The organism is uncultured Psychroserpens sp. (genome assembly GCF_947500255.1).
Classification (GTDB): Bacteria; Bacteroidota; Bacteroidia; order Flavobacteriales; family Flavobacteriaceae; genus Psychroserpens.
Window position 1 is genome coordinate 192434 of sequence record NZ_CANMRL010000003.1, and the last position, 19627, is coordinate 212060.

General features: G+C 33.7%; 21 protein-coding genes and 1 other RNA gene. 10 read left to right on the forward strand and 12 right to left on the reverse strand.

The features are described 5' to 3' along the window. Positions 1–23 precede the first annotated feature (23 nt). From rny to Q0783_RS10300, 4 genes are all read right to left on the reverse strand, one after another. Positions 24–1601: a ribonuclease Y gene (gene rny, locus Q0783_RS10285; RefSeq protein ID WP_298894888.1), complete on the reverse strand. Its 1578-nt coding sequence runs from the start codon at positions 1599–1601 to the stop codon at positions 24–26. A gap of 53 nt (positions 1602–1654) precedes the next feature. After that, positions 1655–1782: non-coding RNA, 6S RNA (gene ssrS, locus Q0783_RS10290), on the reverse strand. A 56-nt stretch (positions 1783–1838) separates the two neighbouring features. Further along, entirely contained in the window at positions 1839–2132 is a 294-nt protein-coding gene (locus Q0783_RS10295; protein ID WP_230935709.1) for a cell division protein ZapA, read from the reverse strand. Between the two features lie 15 nt (positions 2133–2147). After that, entirely contained in the window at positions 2148–2438 is a 291-nt protein-coding gene (locus Q0783_RS10300) for a hypothetical protein (protein ID WP_230935710.1), read from the reverse strand. 286 nt (positions 2439–2724) lie between these two features. Between Q0783_RS10300 and Q0783_RS10305 the strand changes: the two genes are divergently transcribed. From Q0783_RS10305 to Q0783_RS10315, 3 genes are all read left to right on the forward strand, one after another. Beyond that, the gene (locus tag Q0783_RS10305) at positions 2725–4416 is read left to right on the forward strand and encodes a M23 family metallopeptidase (RefSeq protein WP_298894890.1); all 1692 of its coding nucleotides are present in this window, start codon (positions 2725–2727) and stop codon (positions 4414–4416) included. A gap of 11 nt (positions 4417–4427) precedes the next feature. Continuing rightward, positions 4428–6905, forward strand: coding sequence for a carboxypeptidase-like regulatory domain-containing protein (locus Q0783_RS10310; RefSeq protein WP_298894892.1), 2478 nt, complete (start codon positions 4428–4430; stop codon positions 6903–6905). A gap of 146 nt (positions 6906–7051) precedes the next feature. Then, a complete protein-coding gene (locus tag Q0783_RS10315) occupies positions 7052–8893 on the forward strand; it encodes a hypothetical protein (protein WP_298894894.1) in 1842 nt (613 codons plus the stop codon). Between the two features lie 7 nt (positions 8894–8900). Here Q0783_RS10315 and Q0783_RS10320 read toward each other — a convergent pair whose 3' ends face one another. Continuing rightward, positions 8901–10043, reverse strand: coding sequence for a cysteine desulfurase family protein (locus tag Q0783_RS10320; RefSeq protein ID WP_298894896.1), 1143 nt, complete (start codon positions 10041–10043; stop codon positions 8901–8903). Positions 10044–10177: 134 nt separating this feature from the next. Here Q0783_RS10320 and Q0783_RS10325 point away from each other — a divergent pair, with 134 nt between their 5' ends. Beyond that, the gene (locus tag Q0783_RS10325; RefSeq protein ID WP_298894897.1) at positions 10178–11110 is read left to right on the forward strand and encodes a hypothetical protein; all 933 of its coding nucleotides are present in this window, start codon (positions 10178–10180) and stop codon (positions 11108–11110) included. 1 nt (position 11111) lies between these two features. Here the strand turns inward: Q0783_RS10325 and Q0783_RS10330 are convergent, their stop codons facing one another. After that, positions 11112–11663: a Smr/MutS family protein gene (locus Q0783_RS10330; protein WP_298894898.1), complete on the reverse strand. Its 552-nt coding sequence runs from the start codon at positions 11661–11663 to the stop codon at positions 11112–11114. After that, the gene (locus tag Q0783_RS10335; RefSeq protein ID WP_298894899.1) at positions 11663–11857 is read right to left on the reverse strand and encodes a hypothetical protein; all 195 of its coding nucleotides are present in this window, start codon (positions 11855–11857) and stop codon (positions 11663–11665) included. Before Q0783_RS10335 ends, Q0783_RS10330 begins: the two co-directional genes overlap by 1 nt. Before the next feature lie 148 nt (positions 11858–12005). Here Q0783_RS10335 and Q0783_RS10340 point away from each other — a divergent pair, with 148 nt between their 5' ends. Together Q0783_RS10340 and Q0783_RS10345 are read left to right on the forward strand one after the other, a co-directional pair. After that, a complete protein-coding gene (locus Q0783_RS10340; protein WP_298894900.1) occupies positions 12006–12308 on the forward strand; it encodes a DUF2752 domain-containing protein in 303 nt (100 codons plus the stop codon). Between the two features lie 11 nt (positions 12309–12319). Further along, positions 12320–12664: a CCC motif membrane protein gene (locus tag Q0783_RS10345; RefSeq protein ID WP_298759897.1), complete on the forward strand. Its 345-nt coding sequence runs from the start codon at positions 12320–12322 to the stop codon at positions 12662–12664. Between the two features lie 73 nt (positions 12665–12737). Here Q0783_RS10345 and rocD read toward each other — a convergent pair whose 3' ends face one another. The 4 genes from rocD to Q0783_RS10365 form a co-directional block, all read right to left on the reverse strand. Beyond that, entirely contained in the window at positions 12738–14018 is a 1281-nt protein-coding gene (rocD, locus tag Q0783_RS10350) for an ornithine--oxo-acid transaminase (protein ID WP_298894901.1), read from the reverse strand. A 163-nt stretch (positions 14019–14181) separates the two neighbouring features. Next, the gene (locus Q0783_RS10355) at positions 14182–14562 is read right to left on the reverse strand and encodes a DUF6768 family protein (protein ID WP_298759894.1); all 381 of its coding nucleotides are present in this window, start codon (positions 14560–14562) and stop codon (positions 14182–14184) included. 40 nt (positions 14563–14602) lie between these two features. Further along, a complete protein-coding gene (locus Q0783_RS10360) occupies positions 14603–15160 on the reverse strand; it encodes an RNA polymerase sigma factor (RefSeq protein ID WP_298894902.1) in 558 nt (185 codons plus the stop codon). Further along, complete coding sequence (locus Q0783_RS10365; protein WP_298894903.1) at positions 15161–15667, reverse strand: hypothetical protein; 507 nt, start codon at positions 15665–15667, stop codon at positions 15161–15163. A gap of 124 nt (positions 15668–15791) precedes the next feature. Here Q0783_RS10365 and rlmD point away from each other — a divergent pair, with 124 nt between their 5' ends. The 4 genes from rlmD to Q0783_RS10385 all read left to right on the forward strand — a co-directional run bounded on the left by rlmD (position 15792) and on the right by Q0783_RS10385 (position 19161). Next, complete coding sequence (gene rlmD, locus Q0783_RS10370; protein ID WP_298894904.1) at positions 15792–17246, forward strand: 23S rRNA (uracil(1939)-C(5))-methyltransferase RlmD; 1455 nt, start codon at positions 15792–15794, stop codon at positions 17244–17246. 20 nt (positions 17247–17266) lie between these two features. Beyond that, on the forward strand, positions 17267–17818 hold the full coding sequence (locus Q0783_RS10375) for a DUF6452 family protein (protein ID WP_298894905.1): 552 nt from the start codon (positions 17267–17269) through the stop codon (positions 17816–17818). Then, positions 17784–18536 (forward strand): DUF6048 family protein, encoded by a 753-nt coding sequence (locus tag Q0783_RS10380; RefSeq protein ID WP_298894906.1) that lies wholly within the window; start codon positions 17784–17786, stop codon positions 18534–18536. Before Q0783_RS10375 ends, Q0783_RS10380 begins: the two co-directional genes overlap by 35 nt. A 76-nt stretch (positions 18537–18612) precedes the next feature. Beyond that, positions 18613–19161, forward strand: coding sequence for a DUF4136 domain-containing protein (locus Q0783_RS10385; protein ID WP_298894907.1), 549 nt, complete (start codon positions 18613–18615; stop codon positions 19159–19161). Between the two features lie 34 nt (positions 19162–19195). On the opposite strand, the gene Q0783_RS10390 is transcribed toward Q0783_RS10385, so the two are convergent. Next, positions 19196–19618, reverse strand: a complete 423-nt coding sequence (locus tag Q0783_RS10390) for a hypothetical protein (protein WP_298894908.1) — start codon at positions 19616–19618, stop codon at positions 19196–19198. Positions 19619–19627: the final 9 nt, after the last annotated feature.

The window sequence follows — 19627 nt, forward strand, 5'->3', positions numbered from 1 at the left end:
TTATTATTATATGTATAAAGTTCCTACTTCGCAATATTTACCGCTCTAGTCTCTCTAATAACAGTTACTTTTACTTGACCAGGATAGGTCATATCTGTTTGAATCTTTTGAGAGATCTCAAAAGACAAGTTTGCTGCCTGCTCATCTGAAACCTTCTCGCTTTCAACCATAACACGCAATTCTCGACCAGCTTGAATAGCATAAGCCTTATTGACACCATTAAAACCAAAAGCAACCTCCTCTAAATCTTTGAGTCTTTGAATATAAGAATCTAGTACCTGACGTCTTGCACCTGGTCTTGCTCCTGAAATAGCATCACACACTTGAACTATAGGTGATAACAATGTTGTCATTTCTATTTCATCGTGGTGTGCTCCAATGGCATTACATACTTCAGACTTTTCTCCATGCTTTTCGGCCCATTGCATTCCTAAAATAGCATGAGGCGTTTCCATATCAGATTCAGAAGATGGCACCTTACCAATATCATGTAATAGTCCAGCACGTTTAGCTAATTTTGGATTTAATCCAAGTTCTGCAGCCATAACACCACACAGTTTAGCTACTTCACGTGAATGCTGCAGTAAGTTTTGTCCGTAAGACGAACGATACTTCATACGACCTACCATTTTTATTAACTCTGGGTGTAATCCATGAATTCCTAAATCGATAACAGTTCGTTTACCAACTTCTGCAATTTCCTGTTCAATCTGTTTTTGTGTTTTTCTAACAATTTCTTCAATTCGTGCAGGATGGATTCGTCCATCTGTTACAAGCTTATGAAGTGATAATCGTGCCACTTCACGTCTCACTGAATCAAAACAAGATAAAATAATGGCTTCTGGTGTATCATCGACAATGATTTCAACGCCAGTAGCGGCTTCAATGGCTCGAATATTTCGTCCTTCTCGTCCGATAATTCGTCCTTTAACATCATCAGACTCAATATTAAATACAGAAACGCAATTATCAATAGCTTCTTCTGTTCCTATTCGCTGTATAGTATTAATAATAACCTTTTTGGCTTCCTGTTGGGCGGTGAGTTTTGCTTCTTCAAGAGTGTCTTGAATATAACTCATCGCATCTGTTTTGGCTTCACCCTTGAGTGATTCTACCAACTGGGTTTTAGCATCTTCTGCAGATAATCCAGAGATAACCTCGAGTTGTTTAATTTGACTTTTATGGGCTTTTTCGACTTCATCTTTCTTTTTCTCCAGAAACTCAAGTCTAAAATCGTAGTCCTTTATCTTACTCTCCAAAGACTGATTTGCTTTTTTATTTTTTGACAACTCATTAGAGATTTGTGATTCTTTATCTCTAGTTCGCTTTTCTGCCTCAGCCATTTTCTTGTCACGAGATAAGATGACTTTCTCGTGCTCTGCTTTGAGTTCTATAAATTTTTCTTTAGCTTGAAGAATCTTATCTTTTTTAATCGTTTCTCCTTCGCTCTTAGCATTTTTTAAAATTGAATTTGCTTCATTCTTTGCTTCTTTTATGAGTTTGGAAGCATTATTTTTTTCTAATGCTTTTGCAATAATATATCCGAGTACTATGCCTAGTACCACGCCTCCTACAATCATTAAAATTGTGTTCGTATCCATGTTAGTTAGTGTTTATATATAAAAAAAGCCTACATCAGTTTTGGATTCTGTATAAACTCCTTAAAAACAAGTTTAGGGCTAACAAGCTGATCAAAAATCTGCCCAAATACTAAAATAAATTAGTATTAGCAGCACGGTTTTACAACTTCAACTCACCCTTTTTAAAGAATTAACGTTGAGTTTATCAAAAATAAATAACTAATGTAGGCAGTAACCTATTGTTTATTTTAAAGAACGTTATGCACTTATATGTTCGTGAAGTAATTGGTTTAAAGCATTGAGCTTCTCCTCTACTTCTTCACTTACATTGGCTTTATCTATTGTTTTCTGTTCTACTTGAGATGCAAACTGCAAAGCACACATGGCTAATACATCTTGTTTATCTCTCACAGAATAGTTTTGCTCAAACTGTGTTATCATGGCTTCAATCTTTTTAGCGGCCTTGCGCAACCCTTCTTCTTGGCTTGGCGCAATGGTAAGAGGATAAACTCTATTTGCTATAGATAGCTTTATTTTAAGCTGTTCTGCCATTAATTGTAATTAGCATTATTCAGATAATTGAGCAATACAATGGTCAATATCTCTGATTAATGTGTTTATTTTGAGCTTTGTTTCTCTGTTATTCTCGTCACTGCCCAGTAATGAATTTGCCATTTTGAGTGATTCATATTTTTCAACCCAAGAACTTAATTCTTCTTGCTGTTGAAGGTTTTTCTGTTGTTGTATTGCTAATTCTTCAGAGATTTTAGCATTAGTTTGCTTTAAAACTTCTAGTTTGTGCAAAACTTTACTGATTTTGTTCTCTAAAGAATCTACAATATCTTCAATTTTACTCATTTACAAATTTCAATACTGATGTAACAAAGTTAACATACTAAGTGAAAAATCGCAATTGTTTTCATATTAATTTTGAAATTTATGGCACTTCTTTAGTCATAATGGCTCATGACTAACAATTTACAAATGCTTCTGATTCCTTTTTTATAAGTTTTTGTTTATTATTTTCAGTTTTTTTCAGATATTCACTCATTAATATTAAAAATAACATATATAGAATATTTTCTATATTTAATTTTAATCAATATTTTTGCGTTATATAACTTTTGACGTAAACTCATAACACATGAAGTACCTAATTTTACTTTTCTTTGCTTACACTTTTGCTTTTGGACAATCAGAAACACCTTATCCTCAAGACTATTTTAGAAACCCATTAGATATTACACTTGTACTTTCTGGTACATTTGCCGAATTACGTTCAAATCATTTTCACTCTGGTTTAGATATCAAAACGCAACAACGTACTGGTCTAAAAGTATATGCTGCGGCTCAAGGTTATGTAAGTCGTATTAAAATATCTCATTATGGCTACGGAAAAGCACTTTACATTACACACCCAAATGGTTATGTGAGTGTTTATGCTCATTTAAATAAGTTTTCTCCAAAAATTCAAAAATATATCAAAGCGTGTCAGTACGAAAAGGAAAGTTATGAGGTTGAAATGTTTCCGTCTCCTGATGAGCTTCCTATTTCATCAGATGAAGTTGTAGCCTTTTCTGGAAATACTGGAGGCTCTGGTGGTCCGCATCTTCATTTTGAAATTCGCGACAATGAAGAACGCCCTATTAATCCTTTGCTATTTGGTATTGATGTAAAAGACACGAAAAGCCCTTTTCTATTGGCTGCTTATGCCTATCCAAAAGACAGAAATTCTCATGTAGATGATGAAAAAAAGCGAAAAGAACTGCGATTAATACCAAATAAAAATGGCGATTACAGTACAGAACCTATTGAAGCACTAGGTGATATTGGTTTTGGAATTGTGAGTTATGACCAGCAAGATCTTGCCAATAATAAAAATGGTGTAAGTAATATTCAAACATTTTATAATGGTAATAAAAGTTTTGAAATGGATTTTAAGCGTTTCAGTTTTAGTGAATCTAAACACATCAATCGCTTTATAGATTTTGAAGTATTTAAAGAGGAAAAATCAAGAATTCAGAAACTCTTTGTTCAATCTGGAAACACTTTAAGCATGCTTAAAGATGTTGACAGTCATGGTTATATAAAAGTTGAAGATAGTACTAATACGGTATATAAAGTACGAATTAGAGATTTTAAAGGGAATGAGTCATGGTTGTCTATTCCAATAAAAGGAAGACCTGCCAAAGAAATCTTAGAAGCTCCAGAATTAAAACCAGACCATTACATCTATGCAGATCAAGTTAACGAATTAGAAAGTGAAAATATCTCAGTATACTTTCCAAAACAAAGCTTTTACGAAGACTTTTATATTGATTTTGGCGTGGATAGTGATACCTTAAAATTGCATAGAGATGTTGTGCCTATGCTGAAAAGTTATACCATTACTTATGATGTAAGCAGTTACAGTGAAGAAGACAAAAGCAAATTATTTATTGCCAAATTATACGGTTATTATAAAAATCCGAGTTATATCAGTACAAAACGTCTTGGCAACAAGTTATCAGCAAGAACAAAATCATTAGGAACCTTTGCTCTTGCAAGAGATACGGTAAACCCAACTATTAATCCTATTAATTTTCAGGATGGAAAATGGTTAAGTAAACTCGACTATCTGAAAGTGAGAATTGATGATGATCTGTCTGGTATTAGTAATTACAGAGCAACTATAAACGGAAAGTGGATTTTAATGGAGTATGATTATAAAAAAGATACCTTAACCTATGACTTTGATGATAATGTCAATACTGAGACCGAAAATAATCTTAAAATAATTGTTACAGATAATGTTGGAAATAGTACTACATTTGAAGCAACCTTTTTTAGAAAATAAAAAATAGCCTTTTGAAACTAAATATTACGCTACTCATTGCCTTATTAGGCTTTTCATTCTTCGGAATATCTCAAACCGCAACCATTAGAGGTGTCATTTTAGACGATGCTAAATTACCAATCTCTAGTGTTAGTATTAAAGCAGGCAATGATGGGACCACAACCAATGAAAATGGGTTTTACATCCTTAAAATCCCAGCAAACACTAATGTAACTGTTGTTTTTACGCACTTAGGCCATAAACGTGTTGAAGCTACCTTCAATTTGAAAAATGGTCAAGAGATTGAATTCAATCCAGTGATGAGTGTAGAGATAGAACAAATAACAACTGTTGTCATAAATGGCAATACAAGGCAATCGGTTGATGGTGTCACTACAATTACTCCTGAAGTAATAAGAACCATTAAAGGTGCTAATCCTGGCGTAGAAAATCTATTAAAAACTTTACCAGGTGTTAATATATCCAACGAATTAAGTACCCAATACTCTGTTCGCGGTGGAAACTTTGACGAAAACCTTGTGTATGTAAATGATATTGAAGTCTATCGTCCATTTCTTATTCGTTCTGGTCAACAGGAAGGCTTGAGTTTTGTGAATACGGACATGGTACAAAACGTAGACTTTTCGGCAGGTGGATTTCAAGCTAAGTATGGTGATAAATTGTCATCTGTATTAGATATCACCTATAGAAATCCTGTGTCATTTGGCATTCGTGCAGATGCCAGCCTTTTGGGAGGAAGTGTTACAGCTGAAGCTGCAAGTAAAGACTCGAAATTCTCTGGAATAGTAGGTTTGCGCTATAGAGACAATAGCTTGTTAATTAACTCTCTTGAAACTGAAACCAACGTAACTCCAGTTTTTGCTGATGCTCAAACCTATTTAACTTACAAGTTTAGTGATAAGTTTCATTTAAATTTCTTGGGAAATATCTCTTTAAATAAATATGACTTTCAACCAAAGAACAGACAAACCAATTTTGGTACTTTAGATGAACCTGTAGCGCTTTTAGTATTTTATGAAGGTCAAGAAAAAGATCAGTATTTAACCACTTTTGGTGCATTTAAAGCTAATTATTTTGTTAATGATGATCTTTCACTAAAACTTATTGCTTCAGCGTATCACACTACTGAAGAGGAATATTTTGACATCTTAGCACAATACCGTCTTGGTGAAGTTAATAGTAATATTGGTGACGAAAACTTAGGTGAAGTTGAGTTTTCCGAAGGTATTGGTTCACAATTAACTCATGCACGAAATGATTTGGATGCTGTCATTGTTAATATTGAGCATAAAGGCGATTATAAACTCGATGAAGAAAGCACTCTAGAGTGGTCTGTAAAATATACGCATGAAGATATTAGAGATCGTATAGTAGAATGGGAAGTTATTGATAGTGCTGGGTTTTCGGTACGACCTCCTATTTTTGATATCCCGAACAATCAACCCTATGAGCCGTTTGAAGGTCCTCTTGTTGCGTTTCAAAATGTTAGGGCTACCAATGCTGTACAAATTGATAGGCTCCAAGCCTATGCTCAATGGAGCAAACGAACAATGCTTGGTAGTAACGAAGTGTTTTATAATGCTGGTGTGAGAATTCACAACTGGACTGTAAATAGCGACATACCTAATCAAGATGGTATTTCCTCCTCTACCCAAACCGTGTTTAGCCCGAGAGCTCAATTTGCAATAAAACCAGATTGGGACAAAGACATGTTGTTTCGTATTGCAGGAGGTGTGTATTATCAACCGCCTTTTTATCGCGAATTACGAGATTCTTCAGGAACAGTTCAGCCAGATGTAAAAGCTCAAAAATCATTTCATATTGTTCTAGGAAACGAGTATAGTTTTGAGATTTGGGATCGTCCATTTAAGCTAGTGTCTGAAGCATACTATAAAGGCTTAAGTGATGTAAATCCGTATACCTTAGAAAATGTTAGAATACGATATAGAGCAAGAAATAATGCGAAAGCCTACGCCTATGGTGTAGACCTACGGCTTAATGGAGAATTTGTGCCAGGTACAGAAAGCTGGTTTAGTTTCGGGTATCTAAAAACCGAAGAAAATATTGATGATAGAGGTTACATTTCAAGACCAACAGATCAACGCCTGAAGTTTGGTGTGCTTTTTCAAGATTATGTGCCTAACATTCCTGATTTAAAGATGTATTTAAACCTTGTTTACAATACTGGAGTTCCAGGAGGTTCGCCTAGCTATGCTGATCCTTATGATTTCCAAACGCGTCTTCGCGATTATAAACGTGCCGATTTAGGAATTTCATATGTCATAGTTGATAAAAATAAAACGTATACGTCAAAATGGAAACAAAAATTTAAAGAACTCACTTTAGGAGTTGAGATCTTTAATATGTTTAATGCTCAAAATACGATAACCAATACTTGGGTTCGTGATGTATATAGTAAACGTCAATTTGCAATTCCTAACTTTTTAACACCACGTGTATTTAATGTGAGACTTTCTACACGGTTCTAGACGAAAGCTTTTGTTATTACCTGCATGTTTAATTAGCGTTTCGATTTTTAGTTTTTCCCATTTATAAAGACTTGACTTTTTAATCTTTTTAAAAAGGCTTATTTTTATGGATATAATTAGCTATCAACCATTTAATAAGTCTCACAATGCATATCTCTAAAATCTCTTGGGTTTTTATATTCTTTCTTTCTTATGCCTTATGTAATTCTCAAAATGAAATTTATAATCAAACCGCTTTGGATAGTATTTATGAACATTTCAAAGCAGATTTAGGAAGTGCGAATGCAGATCCAAAGTTTTTTGAAGCCTTAGACTCCTCCATACAACACTTAGAGGTAGATACTACTGCCGCACTTTATTATCACAAATTTGCCAATCTAAGACTTAATATGGGGCACTGGGATAGCATAGCTGAGCAAATGCACAAAAATGGTTATGAAAGATTAAAATCTACTGAATATCAATGCAAACTAGCGATAAGCCAATTTAATCTTACACGTTTTTCTTTATTTCAAAATCACCCAAATACGCTTGATCGTGCAAAACACAGCTTAGAGATTGCCAAAAAATGTGGAGAACTAGAGCGTATTGCTCATGCTCAGTCTTATATTGGAGCTGCCTACATCAATATAAATGACTATAAAAATGCCTTAACAAATTTATTAGAATCTGAAAAAAACTATACTGCAATAAAAGACTCTACAGGTATTGCAATGGTTAATTTAGACTTAGCAATTGTTTATACGCATTTTCAAGAAAATTTAAAATCTATTGCTTCTACTAAAAAAGCTGCAATGATATATAAAAAGGCTGGTAGAACTATGAATTATGCTGTAGCTCTTATAGATATGTCTTCTACTTATTTAGATATGGAAGAAACCGATAGCGTTTTAAAATATTTACCCATTGCACACAAAATAGTTAAGGACAAACATCAGCTTGCTAATGCCTACGTATATCAACATTACGGTAATCTATATGGGCAATTAGGAAGATATGACGAAGCCATAGATAATTTAAAGACTGGCCTAAAGATTAATGAAGGCATTGGTGACCGTGGTCTAAATATCAATTTCTATAGCTTCTTAGTAGATAACTACAAGAAAAAAGGTAACAATGCTATTGCCTATAAGTATGCGCTTAAATCTGATTCGGTTTCAAAACTTATTGACGACAAATACGAGAAATTAAAAAGCTTGTTAACGTTAGCGAACACAAGTCACGATGTTAATAAACATGAAGAAAGTCGCAATGCCTTTTTAGAATATATCAAACTAAAAGACAGTATTTTAGGTGCCGAAAAACAAAAAGAGGTCGCTGCTCTTGAAAAATTCTACGAAGCTGAAAAGCGGGACAATCAAATCAAAATCCAGCAACAGGAAAATGATCTCTTAACAACTAAAAATACGGCTGCAAACAACCGGAACATAGCCTTAATCATCTCTTTGCTCCTTTTAGCTGCTATAGCTTACGCATTGATAAATAAATTTAGATTAAGAGCTACAAAACAAGAGGCTATAACTAAAGTAACAGAATTAGAAAACGATAATCTTAATCAAAAAATTGAATATCAAAAAAGAGAACTCGCCTCTAAAGCGCTTCATATAGCTCAAAAGAATGAAATGCTAATAGAACTCAAAGAAGACCTCACGACCATAAAAAAAGACAACACTAATAATACTCGGGTCAACCATCTGATTAACAAATTACATATTGACAAGCAGATAGATGATAACTGGGAACAGTTTACTACTCAGTTTATTGAAATGAATCCAAGTTTCTATAAAAGCATCACTGAGCTTCATAGTGATCTCACAAAGAATGATATTAGATTAATTGCTTTATTGAAAATGAAATACGATTCAAACTCAATTGCATCTTTGCTTAACATATCACTCGAAGGTGTAAAAAAGGCTAGATATAGGCTTCGAAAAAAGCTCAATCTTTCTTCTGAAGAAAATTTAGAAAAACACATTATGAGTTTCTAAACTCAGATCAATCTACGAATTCCTTTAAAACATCAATCACATAATCGACATCTGCTTTCGTATTATACTTACTAAAAGAGAAACGGATAGATGGTCGCTGCAAATGGTCATTATCAAGAATTTCAGTCAACACATGCGAATGTTGAGAACTTCCGCTTTGACACGCACTGCCCTTAGAACAAGCAATACCTTTTAAATCTAATTGAAATTGTAACAGACTAGCCTTATCTGCTGAAATGGGTAAGCACACATTAACAAGCGTGTACGTACTCTTATCTAAGTCTCCAGATTGACCGTTAAAAGTCACGTTTGGAATAACTTGCTTTAGTTTTTCGATAAAATAGGATTTTATATCCAAAATATAAGTAGCCTCTGTTTCTAAATTCTTATAAGACAGGTGTAAAGCTTCATCCAATCCTACAATATTGTGAATAGATTCTGTTCCAGCTCGCAACCCTCGCTCCTGCTCACCTCCAAATATCAAAGCTCGAAGTCCGCTATTTTTTCTCAGAAAAGCAAAACCAACACCTTTTGGTCCATGAAACTTATGAGCACTAGCAGCCAAATAATCAATAGGGATATCTTGAAGATCTAGTTTATAATGACCTACCGATTGTACGGTATCACTATGAAATAAGACATTGTTAGCCTTACATAATTCTGCAACTAACTTAAGATTTAATTTGTTCCCTATTTCATTATTGATATGCATTAACGATACCAATTGTTTGGTTTCAGATGTCAACAAAGTTTCCAGATGAGATATATCTACATCTCCTTTGTCGTTTAGCTTTACATATTTAACTGAAACATCATACTCCTCTTGAAGTTGGTCTATGGTATGCAAAATAGCATGGTGCTCAATTTTTGAAGTGATGACCTCTGTAATACCTAAGTCTCTTACAGCACTTCTCAATACCAGATTGTCTGCTTCTGTACCTCCAGAAGTGAATACAATTTCCGAAGCCGACACGTTAAAATGGGATGCAATACGCTTTCTTGATGATTCAATTAATGATTTAGATTGTCTTCCATAACTATGTGTAGATGAAGGATTTCCAAAATTAAATTTCATCACTTCACTCATACGATCAATGACTTCATCTCGCAATTGGGTTGTTGCAGCATTATCAAAATAAACAGTCTTCATATCAATTAAAATTCTGATACAAAGATGCAACTTTCTAAGGGTTTTTAAAACTCCTTAGCTAAGCGTTCAAAATTATTTGTTAAAGCGACATATTAAACAATCAAATCTTTTATTTTTGTTTAAAATCTATGACAATGCGACAACTACTTTATATATGTTTAATTGGATTATTGGCTCTGTCCTGTGATGATGGTGATGTGTTTGAAGTTAACTTAGAGTTTGACCAAACACTTGAGCTTTGTCTTGATGCTAATGAAGGTGATTATTTACTATATGACACCAAAGTAGATCCTAACGAATCGTTATCGCTACTTTTTCCTATTGCTAGCAATGGCGATATTTTTAATCCTCCTTCAGATGATTATGAAAAGATTATTCCTATTAACGGCACATCAACTATGTTCAACTATAGAACTTATAGTGGTGATCCAAACGACTTAATCTGTCAAATTATTCCAAATCCAGGAACAACGATTACTAATGATTATGCGGCAGGGTCTGGTGCTGAAGCAAAATTCGTTACATCTTTTGATGATGATGATAATGACGGTATCTTATCTGAATTTGAAGGTCGTGGTGCTCAAGCTGATGATGGTACGTATCCTGATGCCATAGATACTGATGGTGATGGTATTCCTGATTATATTGATCAAGACGATGATAATGACAATATACTCACTATTAATGAAAATGCTGATCCCGATGGCGATGGCAACCCGTCTGATGCCGTTAATACTGACCTTGATTTTACCAATGGTGACATGATTCCGAATTATTTGGATAACGATGATGATGGTGATGGTGTTCCTACCATTAACGAAGATGAAAACAGTAACTCTTCATTAACTGATGATTTTGATGAAGTTGGGCCAAATCCTAATACTGCGCGTTATTTAAATCCAGATGCTGCAGAATCCTTTACAGCTGGTGATTTGTTGGAAAATGAATATACAAGAACCATCGTTGTGACGGTAGATATCATGAATGCAAACATTAGCATTGCTAGTATTGATGACCAAACTTTAGGCACTTACACATTTACAATAACACTCCCAGAAGATAATTAAACTAGGATTTTACATTCTGGAAAATATAGACTTCTGTAGCGCCAGTGCCATATTTTTGGTAGTCGGCTGCATAGTACTTCACATTATCATATCGACTAAACAGATATTCTAATTCGGTTTTGAGAACCCCTTCTCCAACACCATGAATAAAGACTACTTTCTGTATGCGTTTTTTTATAGCGAATTCCAACTTATGCCTTGCGGTATCTAACTGTAAGTTGAGCATATCAAAATTATTCATATGCTTATTCTGTGTTGTAATTTGGTGGATGTGCAAATCTACCTCCATTGCAGGCAGTGTTCGCGCTTTAGGTTTTACTCTTACTGACTTAGGTTTATGTGATTGTTCCTTTTCATTTATAACGGCATTAGCATCTGTATTAGAGAACATTTGAGAAGAAAAGGATTGTGTTTTTATAATTTCGGAAGGTAAAAACTCCATGTCAAAACCATCTTCTGTTTCAATAGTTATCGTATTACCAAAAATTTGAATGATAACACCATTAATATCTTCATCTAAAACCGAAACATGATCGCCAATTTTTAAATGCATCACTCAAGGTTTTCATTATCTGTGTCGTCCTGGTCATTCTTACTCGGAATATTACGAGATATATTGTAAATACCTACCATTAAAATAACAATACCTCCAATTAAGATATATTGATTTTGCTCTTCTTGAGCTTGAGCGTAAATGGCAATTATCCCTCCAATCAGGATTAAAATGTAACTAAGTTTTCTCGGCATTGATTTTTGAATTATCGTGTAAAACTATAATAAATCGAAAATACAATTTTAGAAACTTAATTAACAGGTCTAATCTGTTTTTTTATTCACTTTTGGCAATTGGCAAAAAACTCTGTCAACAATTATCCTTCAATTTTATTATTTTTGAATGAAATTTTATAGAATGGTGTCTCCAGAAGATTACATGCTACCCTGTATCAACAAAAAGATTTTTGGTCTTGATTGTATGGGTTGTGGTATGCAAAGATCTCTCGCATTAATTCTAGAGGGAGACCTTATAGCTGCATTCTATATGTATCCAGCTATCTACAGTTTAATTGCTTTATTAGGTGTAATTTTATTAAATTACTTTAGAAATTTTAAGCATGCCTATAAAATTATTATTACTTTGGCAGTTGTAAATGCCATTTTAATTTTAGGTAATTTTATTTATAAAACTTTTTTAAATTAACATATACTACCATGAACGAATATCAACCACAAGAACAATTACAAAACGCAACACTAATTTTAATTTTAGGAATCCTATCTATAATAGGATGTTTCTGTTATGGAGTTTTGGGGATAATTCTAGCAATTGTCGCCTTAATCTTAGCGCAAAAAGCGACAAAAACATATGCACAGAATCCAGAAATGTACTTAGGATATCAAAATGTAAAAATTGGTAAGATTTTAGCCATTATTGGATTGGTAATAAGCGTAATCTATATGTGTTTAGTGATTTGGCTGATCGTTACATTTGGAATGGAAGCACTTCAAGATCAAGAATTAATGCAACAAAGATTAGAAGAAATGATGGGACAATAATAGAGACCCATATTAATAAAAAACCTCAATAGCTACTATTGAGGTTTTTTTTATACTTAATATTTAAAACTGATTAAACTTCAAATTGCTTTAGAGTTTTAGTAATAATCGATACACAGTCTAGTAATTGCTCTTTAGTCATCACCAATGGAGGCGCAAATCTAATAATGTTACCATGTGTTGGTTTGGCTAGTAATCCATTATCACGAAGTGCTAAACAAATATTCCAAGCCGTATCACTGTCTTCATCATCATTAATAACAATCGCATTAAGCAAGCCTTTTCCTCTTACTAAATTAACTATAGAACTTGTTTCTATATATCTATTTAATTCACTTCTGAACAATTCTCCTAGTTGAAATGCGTTCTCTGCAAGGTCCTCCTCACGAACAACCTCAAGAGCAGCAACTGCAACAGCTGCAGCTATCGGATTACCTCCAAATGTACTACCATGATTTCCAGGTTTGATGACATTCATTACAGCATCATTTGCCAATACAGCGCTCACGGGATAGGCTCCTCCAGATAACGCCTTACCAAGTATTAAAACATCTGGCTTAACTTCTGGGGTTCCTGAACAATTTTTATTCTCACAACTACAATTTCCGCAAGTCGCTAATAAACGTCCTGTTCTAGCAATACCTGTTTGTACTTCATCTGCAATAAACAATACATTATGTTGTTCACACAAAGCTTTTGCTTTTGCTAAATAACCTTCGCTAGGCACATAAACTCCAGCTTCTCCTTGAATAGGCTCAACTAAAAACCCTGCGACATTTTTATTATTTACTAACGCATCTTCTAATGCTTGAAGGTTATCGTATTCAATTTTAATAAATCCGTCTGTATAAGGCCCAAAGTTTTTTCGCGCTACTGGATCATTACTAAATGATATAATCGTTGTTGTTCGTCCGTGGAAATTATTCTCACATACGATAATTTCAGCTTCATTCTCATCAATTCCTTTGACTTCATAAGCCCATTTTCTACAAAGTTTTAAAGCTGTCTCTACAGCTTCAGCTCCTGTATTCATTGGTAATAACTTATCAAAGTGAAAATACTCTGAAGCAAATTTTTCATACTTTCCAAGCATGTCATTGTAAAACGCTCTAGACGTTAAACTTAATGTTTGCGCTTGTTGTGTCATCGCATTCACAATCTTTGGATGACAATGTCCTTGGTTTACTGCGGAGTAAGCCGATAAAAAATCATAATATTTCTTACCTTCTACATCCCAAACATACACACCTTCTCCTCTACTCAATACTACTGGTAACGGATGGTAATTGTGTGCACCATACTTGTTTTCTAAATCGATCGCTTGTTGCGAAGTTAATTGGTCTAAAACAGCCATTTTAAAATAATTTAAAGGTTCATATCCAAACAAATGGATATCTAAAATGTCCATTCCTTCTGTACCTTTATTCTTTCAAAGACTTGAAAAAGCAGCGTGGGAGAGAAATCATCCCTAGGGCTCGCAAATTAATAAATATTAGTTGCTTCTAAAAATGTTATGCTCACAATTTTCCAGACAATGATGACACTTGAAGCTCTAAACGCTTGATTTCTCTAATTAAAGCATTCTTATCCATTTGCATCCATGCAAACACTTTTAGCATGCTAACACCTAATAAAAAAACAAGACTTCCTAGTCCCCATTTTATAAGCTCGTTCGTCTCAGTAGTATCAAAAAACTGAACAACACAATACACAAATAAACCAAAAAACAGTAGTGTCATGATGTTCATTAATATGAGAATCCATTTATTCTTTCCTCTAAACAATCCCCAGATCATTCCTAGAACATTTTGTTCTTCTAAAGAGTCATAAAATTTTGCTTCCTCTTGCGTTAATGTGTCTTTTATTAACTGATCGATATCTTCCATATTTGTTTTCATAATCGTTTGTTTTATATGTTCCGTTACTTCGGAAACTGTATTAATATCTGTTTTTTTTGTCTTTTAATATAAGTTTCAGTTTTTCTCTTGCATGAAATAATCTAGATTTTACTGTTCCCACAGATATGCTTAACAAATCACTTATCTCTTTTAGTGAATACGATTCAACGTAAAACAGTTTTATAATATGTTGTTGTTGCATTGGTAAAGTGAGAATGGCTTTTAATAGTTTTTCTTTTAATAAAGCATTGTCATTCTCTTCATTATTATATTCTAGTGCGATTTGTTCTCGCTTGTACGTTTCACCTTTTACTTGCTCTTTTTGTTGTTGCCGCAATGCATCCAATGATTTTGAATACACAATCCGAAATGCCCAACTTTTAAAACTTGAGGGCTTTTGCAGGGCATGCAATTTTTCCATAATAACTTGCCAACTGTCTTGCGCTATATCTTTAGATAAATCGGCATCCTTAACAATCCAGAACGCCTTCTTACAAAATATAACATGCCATCGTTTCACCAATTGAGCCATTGCATTTTGGTTTCCAGATTTATACGCCTCTATAAGCTCTACATCTATATGTGTATTGGTTTTCAACTAAGCGTGTTTTGTTTTAAATGAGGTACTTTTATAATACGTTCTTAATACCTTAACCCAAACATTATATGGTGTTGTTTTTTTCTCTTCGGAAAAGTAATTCTCTACATTATCAAAAGCATCTTCAATTAAAGCGTCATGCAACCATCTAATCATAAATACCCAAAGCACACTAGCTTTTAAAGATGTCTTCATGTCAATTTTATGAATGATTTCTGAAGTATTCTCACTTACAGCATTGATAGATAGTTCGTGAGTCCCATAAAACCCATCTGGTTTTCTAAATTTAAACTTAATAAAATTCCCGTCTTCAAATTCAATAATCGTATATCTAATTCTCCCATGACCTCCATTGCTTCCAATCTTTAAACCATCTTTAAATCGCATGGCTGGCCAATTCCTATAAGGCCAAATGTGATCATTAGAAGTCGCTAAGGTTTTAAACAAAAGAGAAACCTTTTCTTTAGGTTGACTAATTTTTCGTTTGTGAATATTAATGACTTGCATACTCTAAAGACGTAGAAAACCTAAAAAGGTTCATTTATTAATAAAAATAATAACTATTGTTTGGGTTTAAGGCATTCAAACCATAACTTTTTCTAATTTTGCAAACATTAAATTCTGATATATAATGCCTCGAAGAGAACGAAATAAATTTGTAAAACGCGGACAAATAATTGAATTGCTTATTGAAGACTATGCCTTTGGAGGTAAAGGGATTGCTCGAATAAGAAATGAGCATGGTGAATTTGTAGTGTTTGTTCCCAATACACTTCCTGGTCAATTAGTTAAGGGGCAGGTAAAAAAAACTAGCAAAAAATATGCTGAATGCAAACTTATTGAAGTTTTAAAACCATCTGAAGATGAGGTCGAGATGCCTTACCAAGATATTCCAGGAGCGCCATATATTCAGCTTCCAATAGAATTGCAACACAAATACAAAAAAGAGAGCACTTTATCTTTATTTAAACGCATTGGAAAAGTAGAACATATTGAGTCGTTATTTGATGAATTTATAAGTTCACCTAATGTGTTTCATTACAGAAACAAAATGGAATATGGTTTTTCAGCCATTGGATATGACAGAGCTCAAAAAACAGATATTGACGAATTCACTCTTGGTTTTAAAAGGCGAGGCACTTGGTGGATGGGAGATAATCTAAATAAAGATTCAGGGTTATTTGATAAGGAAGTAGAAGATAATTTAAAACGCATTAGACAGTACTGTGAAGATACAAGTTTATCACCATGGCATGGTCCAAAAAAAGAAGGCTTCTTCAGATATTTTGTCGTACGTAAATCATATAAAACTAATGAACTATTATTTAATCTAGTAACAACATCTTATGAATTGGATAAGTTCGATTTAAATAAATTTGCAAATCTATTAGTTGATATTTTTGGAGAACGATTTGCTGGATTATTACATACCATAAATGATGAAATTGGTGATAGAACGATTGCTACCTCTGGAAGCATAACACTTATTCATGGAAAAGATAAAATTGTTGAGGAGTTGTTAGGATTGAATTTTGAAATTAGCATGAAGAGCTTTTTTCAAACCAACCCAAAATCTGCAGAAAAACTATATTCAAAAGTAGTTGACTATGCTCTTGAAAAAAAAGAGGCTATAGATAATTCGGTTGTACTCGATCTTTTTTGTGGCACTGGAACTATTGGGCAAATTATAGCATCTAAGGCTCATAACACAAAAATCATTGGTGTAGATATCGTTGCATCTGCAATAGAAGATGCAAAAGAAAATGCTAAACGCAATAATATAGACGGTTTAAAGTTTTATGCAGCAGACGTTGGCAAGTTTTTAAGTGAACATCCAGAATATATTAATAAAATTAGAACAATAATTCTGGACCCTGCCCGAGCAGGAATCACACCAAAAACGCTTAAAAAAATCATAAACCTAAATTCAGAACGTTTGGTTTATGTATCTTGCAATCCAGCAACACAGGCAAGAGACGTCGAGCAATTGACGATAGCTGGTTATGATGTTAAAAAATTGAGTTTGGTGGATCAATTTCCACATACAGCTCATATTGAGACCGTTTTGCTTTTAGAAAAGCATTAAACGCAAATACTGAAGAAGAATTGAAACGATTTATAGTACTACTTAGCATAACAATCCTTACCTCATTTATTATATGGAGTTGTGAACGCGACGATATTTGTGCTGAAGGCACAGCAACGACACCACACCTTATCATTAGGTTTTATGATGTCAACAATCAAAACAATTTTAAGGATGTAAGACAATTGGAGATTAAAGGTCTAGGTGATGATGGGTTACCGTTTTCAGAAACTCCAATTTTAAGTAGAGTTAATACAGACTCTATTGTGCTCCCATTGCGATTTGCCGAAGAAGGTATCGAAACCATTACCCGATTTCAGCTTGAAAAAGATGCTGATTTTGCTGACAATATGGATCCTAATAACGATTCTAATATAGACATTATAGAAATTAAATACACTCCTGAATTTATATACGTATCAAGAGCTTGTGGCTATAAAAGTATTTTCAACTTTGGCCCAACTGGAGGCATTACCAGAGAAGTAGATAGCGAAATTTGGATTACCAATACTGAAATTGTAAACGAAACCATAGACAATGAAAATGCAGCACAGATTATTATTTATCATTAGTATGATAATCGTGATGTTGCTTCCATTGACATCACTAGCACAAACAGAATCCAACGAAACTACAACAGACACTCTTGTCTATAAGCAAAAGTATGGCCTCAGACTTGGAGGTGATATTGGAAAACTAGTACGTGCTGCTATAGATGATGATTATTCTGGCTTTGAAATTAACGGTGATTACAGACTAACTAAAAAACTATATATAGCTGGAGAATTAGGTACTGAAGAGCGCAGAATTACAAATGACTTTCTAGATGTTACAGCCAAAGGAAGTTATTTCAAAGCTGGTGTAGATTACAACACTTACAAAAACTGGTTAGACATGCAAAACATGATTTATACTGGATTTAGAGTTGGCGTAAGTAGTTTTAGTCAAACTCAAAATAGTATCACCATTTTTAACACAGACCAATATTGGGAAGCACCTTTTACTGATAATACTGAGCGAGAGTTTAATGGACTTACTGCTATTTGGGCGGAATTAATTATCGGACTCAAAGCTGAGTTATTTACAAACTTTTACGCAGGACTAAATGTTCAATTAAAAGGAATGCTTAGTGAAGATCAACCTTCAGGTTTTGAAAACCTTTATGTTCCAGGATTCAATAGAACGTATGACAGCGGACGATTTGGAATTGGATTTGGTTACACTGTGTCTTATATGATACCTATTTACAAAAAAGATAAAAAGGTTGTTGTAGAAAAAGAAGACAATTAACAACTGACATATATCATAGTATTTTTCTGTAAGTATATAGACCTTTATGTCGTAGAAATCACATAAAGCGTATCCTATGAAAACGTTTCAATTACCTTATCTATTTATATTTTTGCTTATTGTAAGCTGTGCAGCAACATCATCTATAGTTTTTGACTATGATATTGATGAGGACTTTAATAGCCATAATACTTTTGTTATCTGCGAAGACGATCTATTGGTCGAACACTCCAATTATCCAGATTACGATAATGCTAGCATAAGAGAATATTTATCTCAAGAAGTGTCTTCGCAAGTTGAAAACCTAGGATTAACTGTTGATAGTACCAATCCTGATGTTCAAGTTGGATTTAGATTGGTTATTTCAGAAGAAACTGCAACCTTTAGAGATTGCTCTGAATTTAGTGAGTTTAACTACTGGAGAGAATGTACTATAGAAACAGAAACATATACCGACGAAACATTAATTATTTATATGTCAAATTTGGAGAAAAATCAAATTATTTGGCAAGCATCTATGCCTTGTAATATGAATATATCTGACACCAAACTAGAGTCGCATATAGCAAAAACTGTCAAAACTCTTTTTGAAACCTATCCTAATATTGTAAAACCTATTGAGTAATTAAGGTACCAGTATTAACAGTGTGCCTTTAGCACTAGTAGTCATCACTAATTTTTATTTGATAGCCATCTATTGGATACTCTTTGCCATTGAAAGTAGCTTTAGCTCTAAAGAACAAGGTGTCCTTTACAGTTCTAAGCATCTCAATTCTTAGGCCGCCATTTTTATCAATAGTTTTGTCAATATCTGTAATACGCTTCGCAGGCGTTTTTTCAACATTCGTTTTTAGGATATAATTACAGTCATCAATCCATTCAATATCCAACACCATAAAATCATCTTTTGAGATGGATTCAAATTGAGAAGTTTCAGATCGTTTCAATGTTGACAAAGGAACAACATCGGTAGCAGGAATAATAAAAGTGCCTGTTTTAAATTCTTTACATTTTAATTCTTGTCCGTAAGACATCACGCAAACTAACAGTAATAGAACTAGACTTATATGTTGTTTCATCATTTTAGTGTA

Excerpts from the sequence above, each read along its gene's own strand:
- rny (WP_298894888.1), bottom strand. The coding sequence starts at position 1,601 with ATGGATACGAACACAATTTTAATGATTGTAGGAGGCGTGGTACTAGGC.
- Q0783_RS10305 (WP_298894890.1), top strand. The coding sequence starts at position 2,725 with ATGAAGTACCTAATTTTACTTTTCTTTGCTTACACTTTTGCTTTTGGA.
- Q0783_RS10345 (WP_298759897.1), top strand. The coding sequence starts at position 12,320 with ATGAACGAATATCAACCACAAGAACAATTACAAAACGCAACACTAATT.
- Q0783_RS10340 (WP_298894900.1), top strand. The coding sequence starts at position 12,006 with ATGAAATTTTATAGAATGGTGTCTCCAGAAGATTACATGCTACCCTGT.
- Q0783_RS10330 (WP_298894898.1), bottom strand. The coding sequence starts at position 11,663 with ATGCATTTAAAAATTGGCGATCATGTTTCGGTTTTAGATGAAGATATT.
- Q0783_RS10335 (WP_298894899.1), bottom strand. The coding sequence starts at position 11,857 with ATGCCGAGAAAACTTAGTTACATTTTAATCCTGATTGGAGGGATAATT.
- Q0783_RS10295 (WP_230935709.1), bottom strand. The coding sequence starts at position 2,132 with ATGGCAGAACAGCTTAAAATAAAGCTATCTATAGCAAATAGAGTTTAT.
- Q0783_RS10320 (WP_298894896.1), bottom strand. The coding sequence starts at position 10,043 with ATGAAGACTGTTTATTTTGATAATGCTGCAACAACCCAATTGCGAGAT.
- Q0783_RS10355 (WP_298759894.1), bottom strand. The coding sequence starts at position 14,562 with ATGAAAACAAATATGGAAGATATCGATCAGTTAATAAAAGACACATTA.
- rocD (WP_298894901.1), bottom strand. The coding sequence starts at position 14,018 with ATGGCTGTTTTAGACCAATTAACTTCGCAACAAGCGATCGATTTAGAA.
- Q0783_RS10325 (WP_298894897.1), top strand. The coding sequence starts at position 10,178 with ATGCGACAACTACTTTATATATGTTTAATTGGATTATTGGCTCTGTCC.
- rlmD (WP_298894904.1), top strand. The coding sequence starts at position 15,792 with ATGCCTCGAAGAGAACGAAATAAATTTGTAAAACGCGGACAAATAATT.
- Q0783_RS10380 (WP_298894906.1), top strand. The coding sequence starts at position 17,784 with ATGAAAATGCAGCACAGATTATTATTTATCATTAGTATGATAATCGTG.
- Q0783_RS10390 (WP_298894908.1), bottom strand. The coding sequence starts at position 19,618 with ATGATGAAACAACATATAAGTCTAGTTCTATTACTGTTAGTTTGCGTG.
- Q0783_RS10365 (WP_298894903.1), bottom strand. The coding sequence starts at position 15,667 with ATGCAAGTCATTAATATTCACAAACGAAAAATTAGTCAACCTAAAGAA.
- Q0783_RS10385 (WP_298894907.1), top strand. The coding sequence starts at position 18,613 with ATGAAAACGTTTCAATTACCTTATCTATTTATATTTTTGCTTATTGTA.
- Q0783_RS10300 (WP_230935710.1), bottom strand. The coding sequence starts at position 2,438 with ATGAGTAAAATTGAAGATATTGTAGATTCTTTAGAGAACAAAATCAGT.
- Q0783_RS10315 (WP_298894894.1), top strand. The coding sequence starts at position 7,052 with ATGCATATCTCTAAAATCTCTTGGGTTTTTATATTCTTTCTTTCTTAT.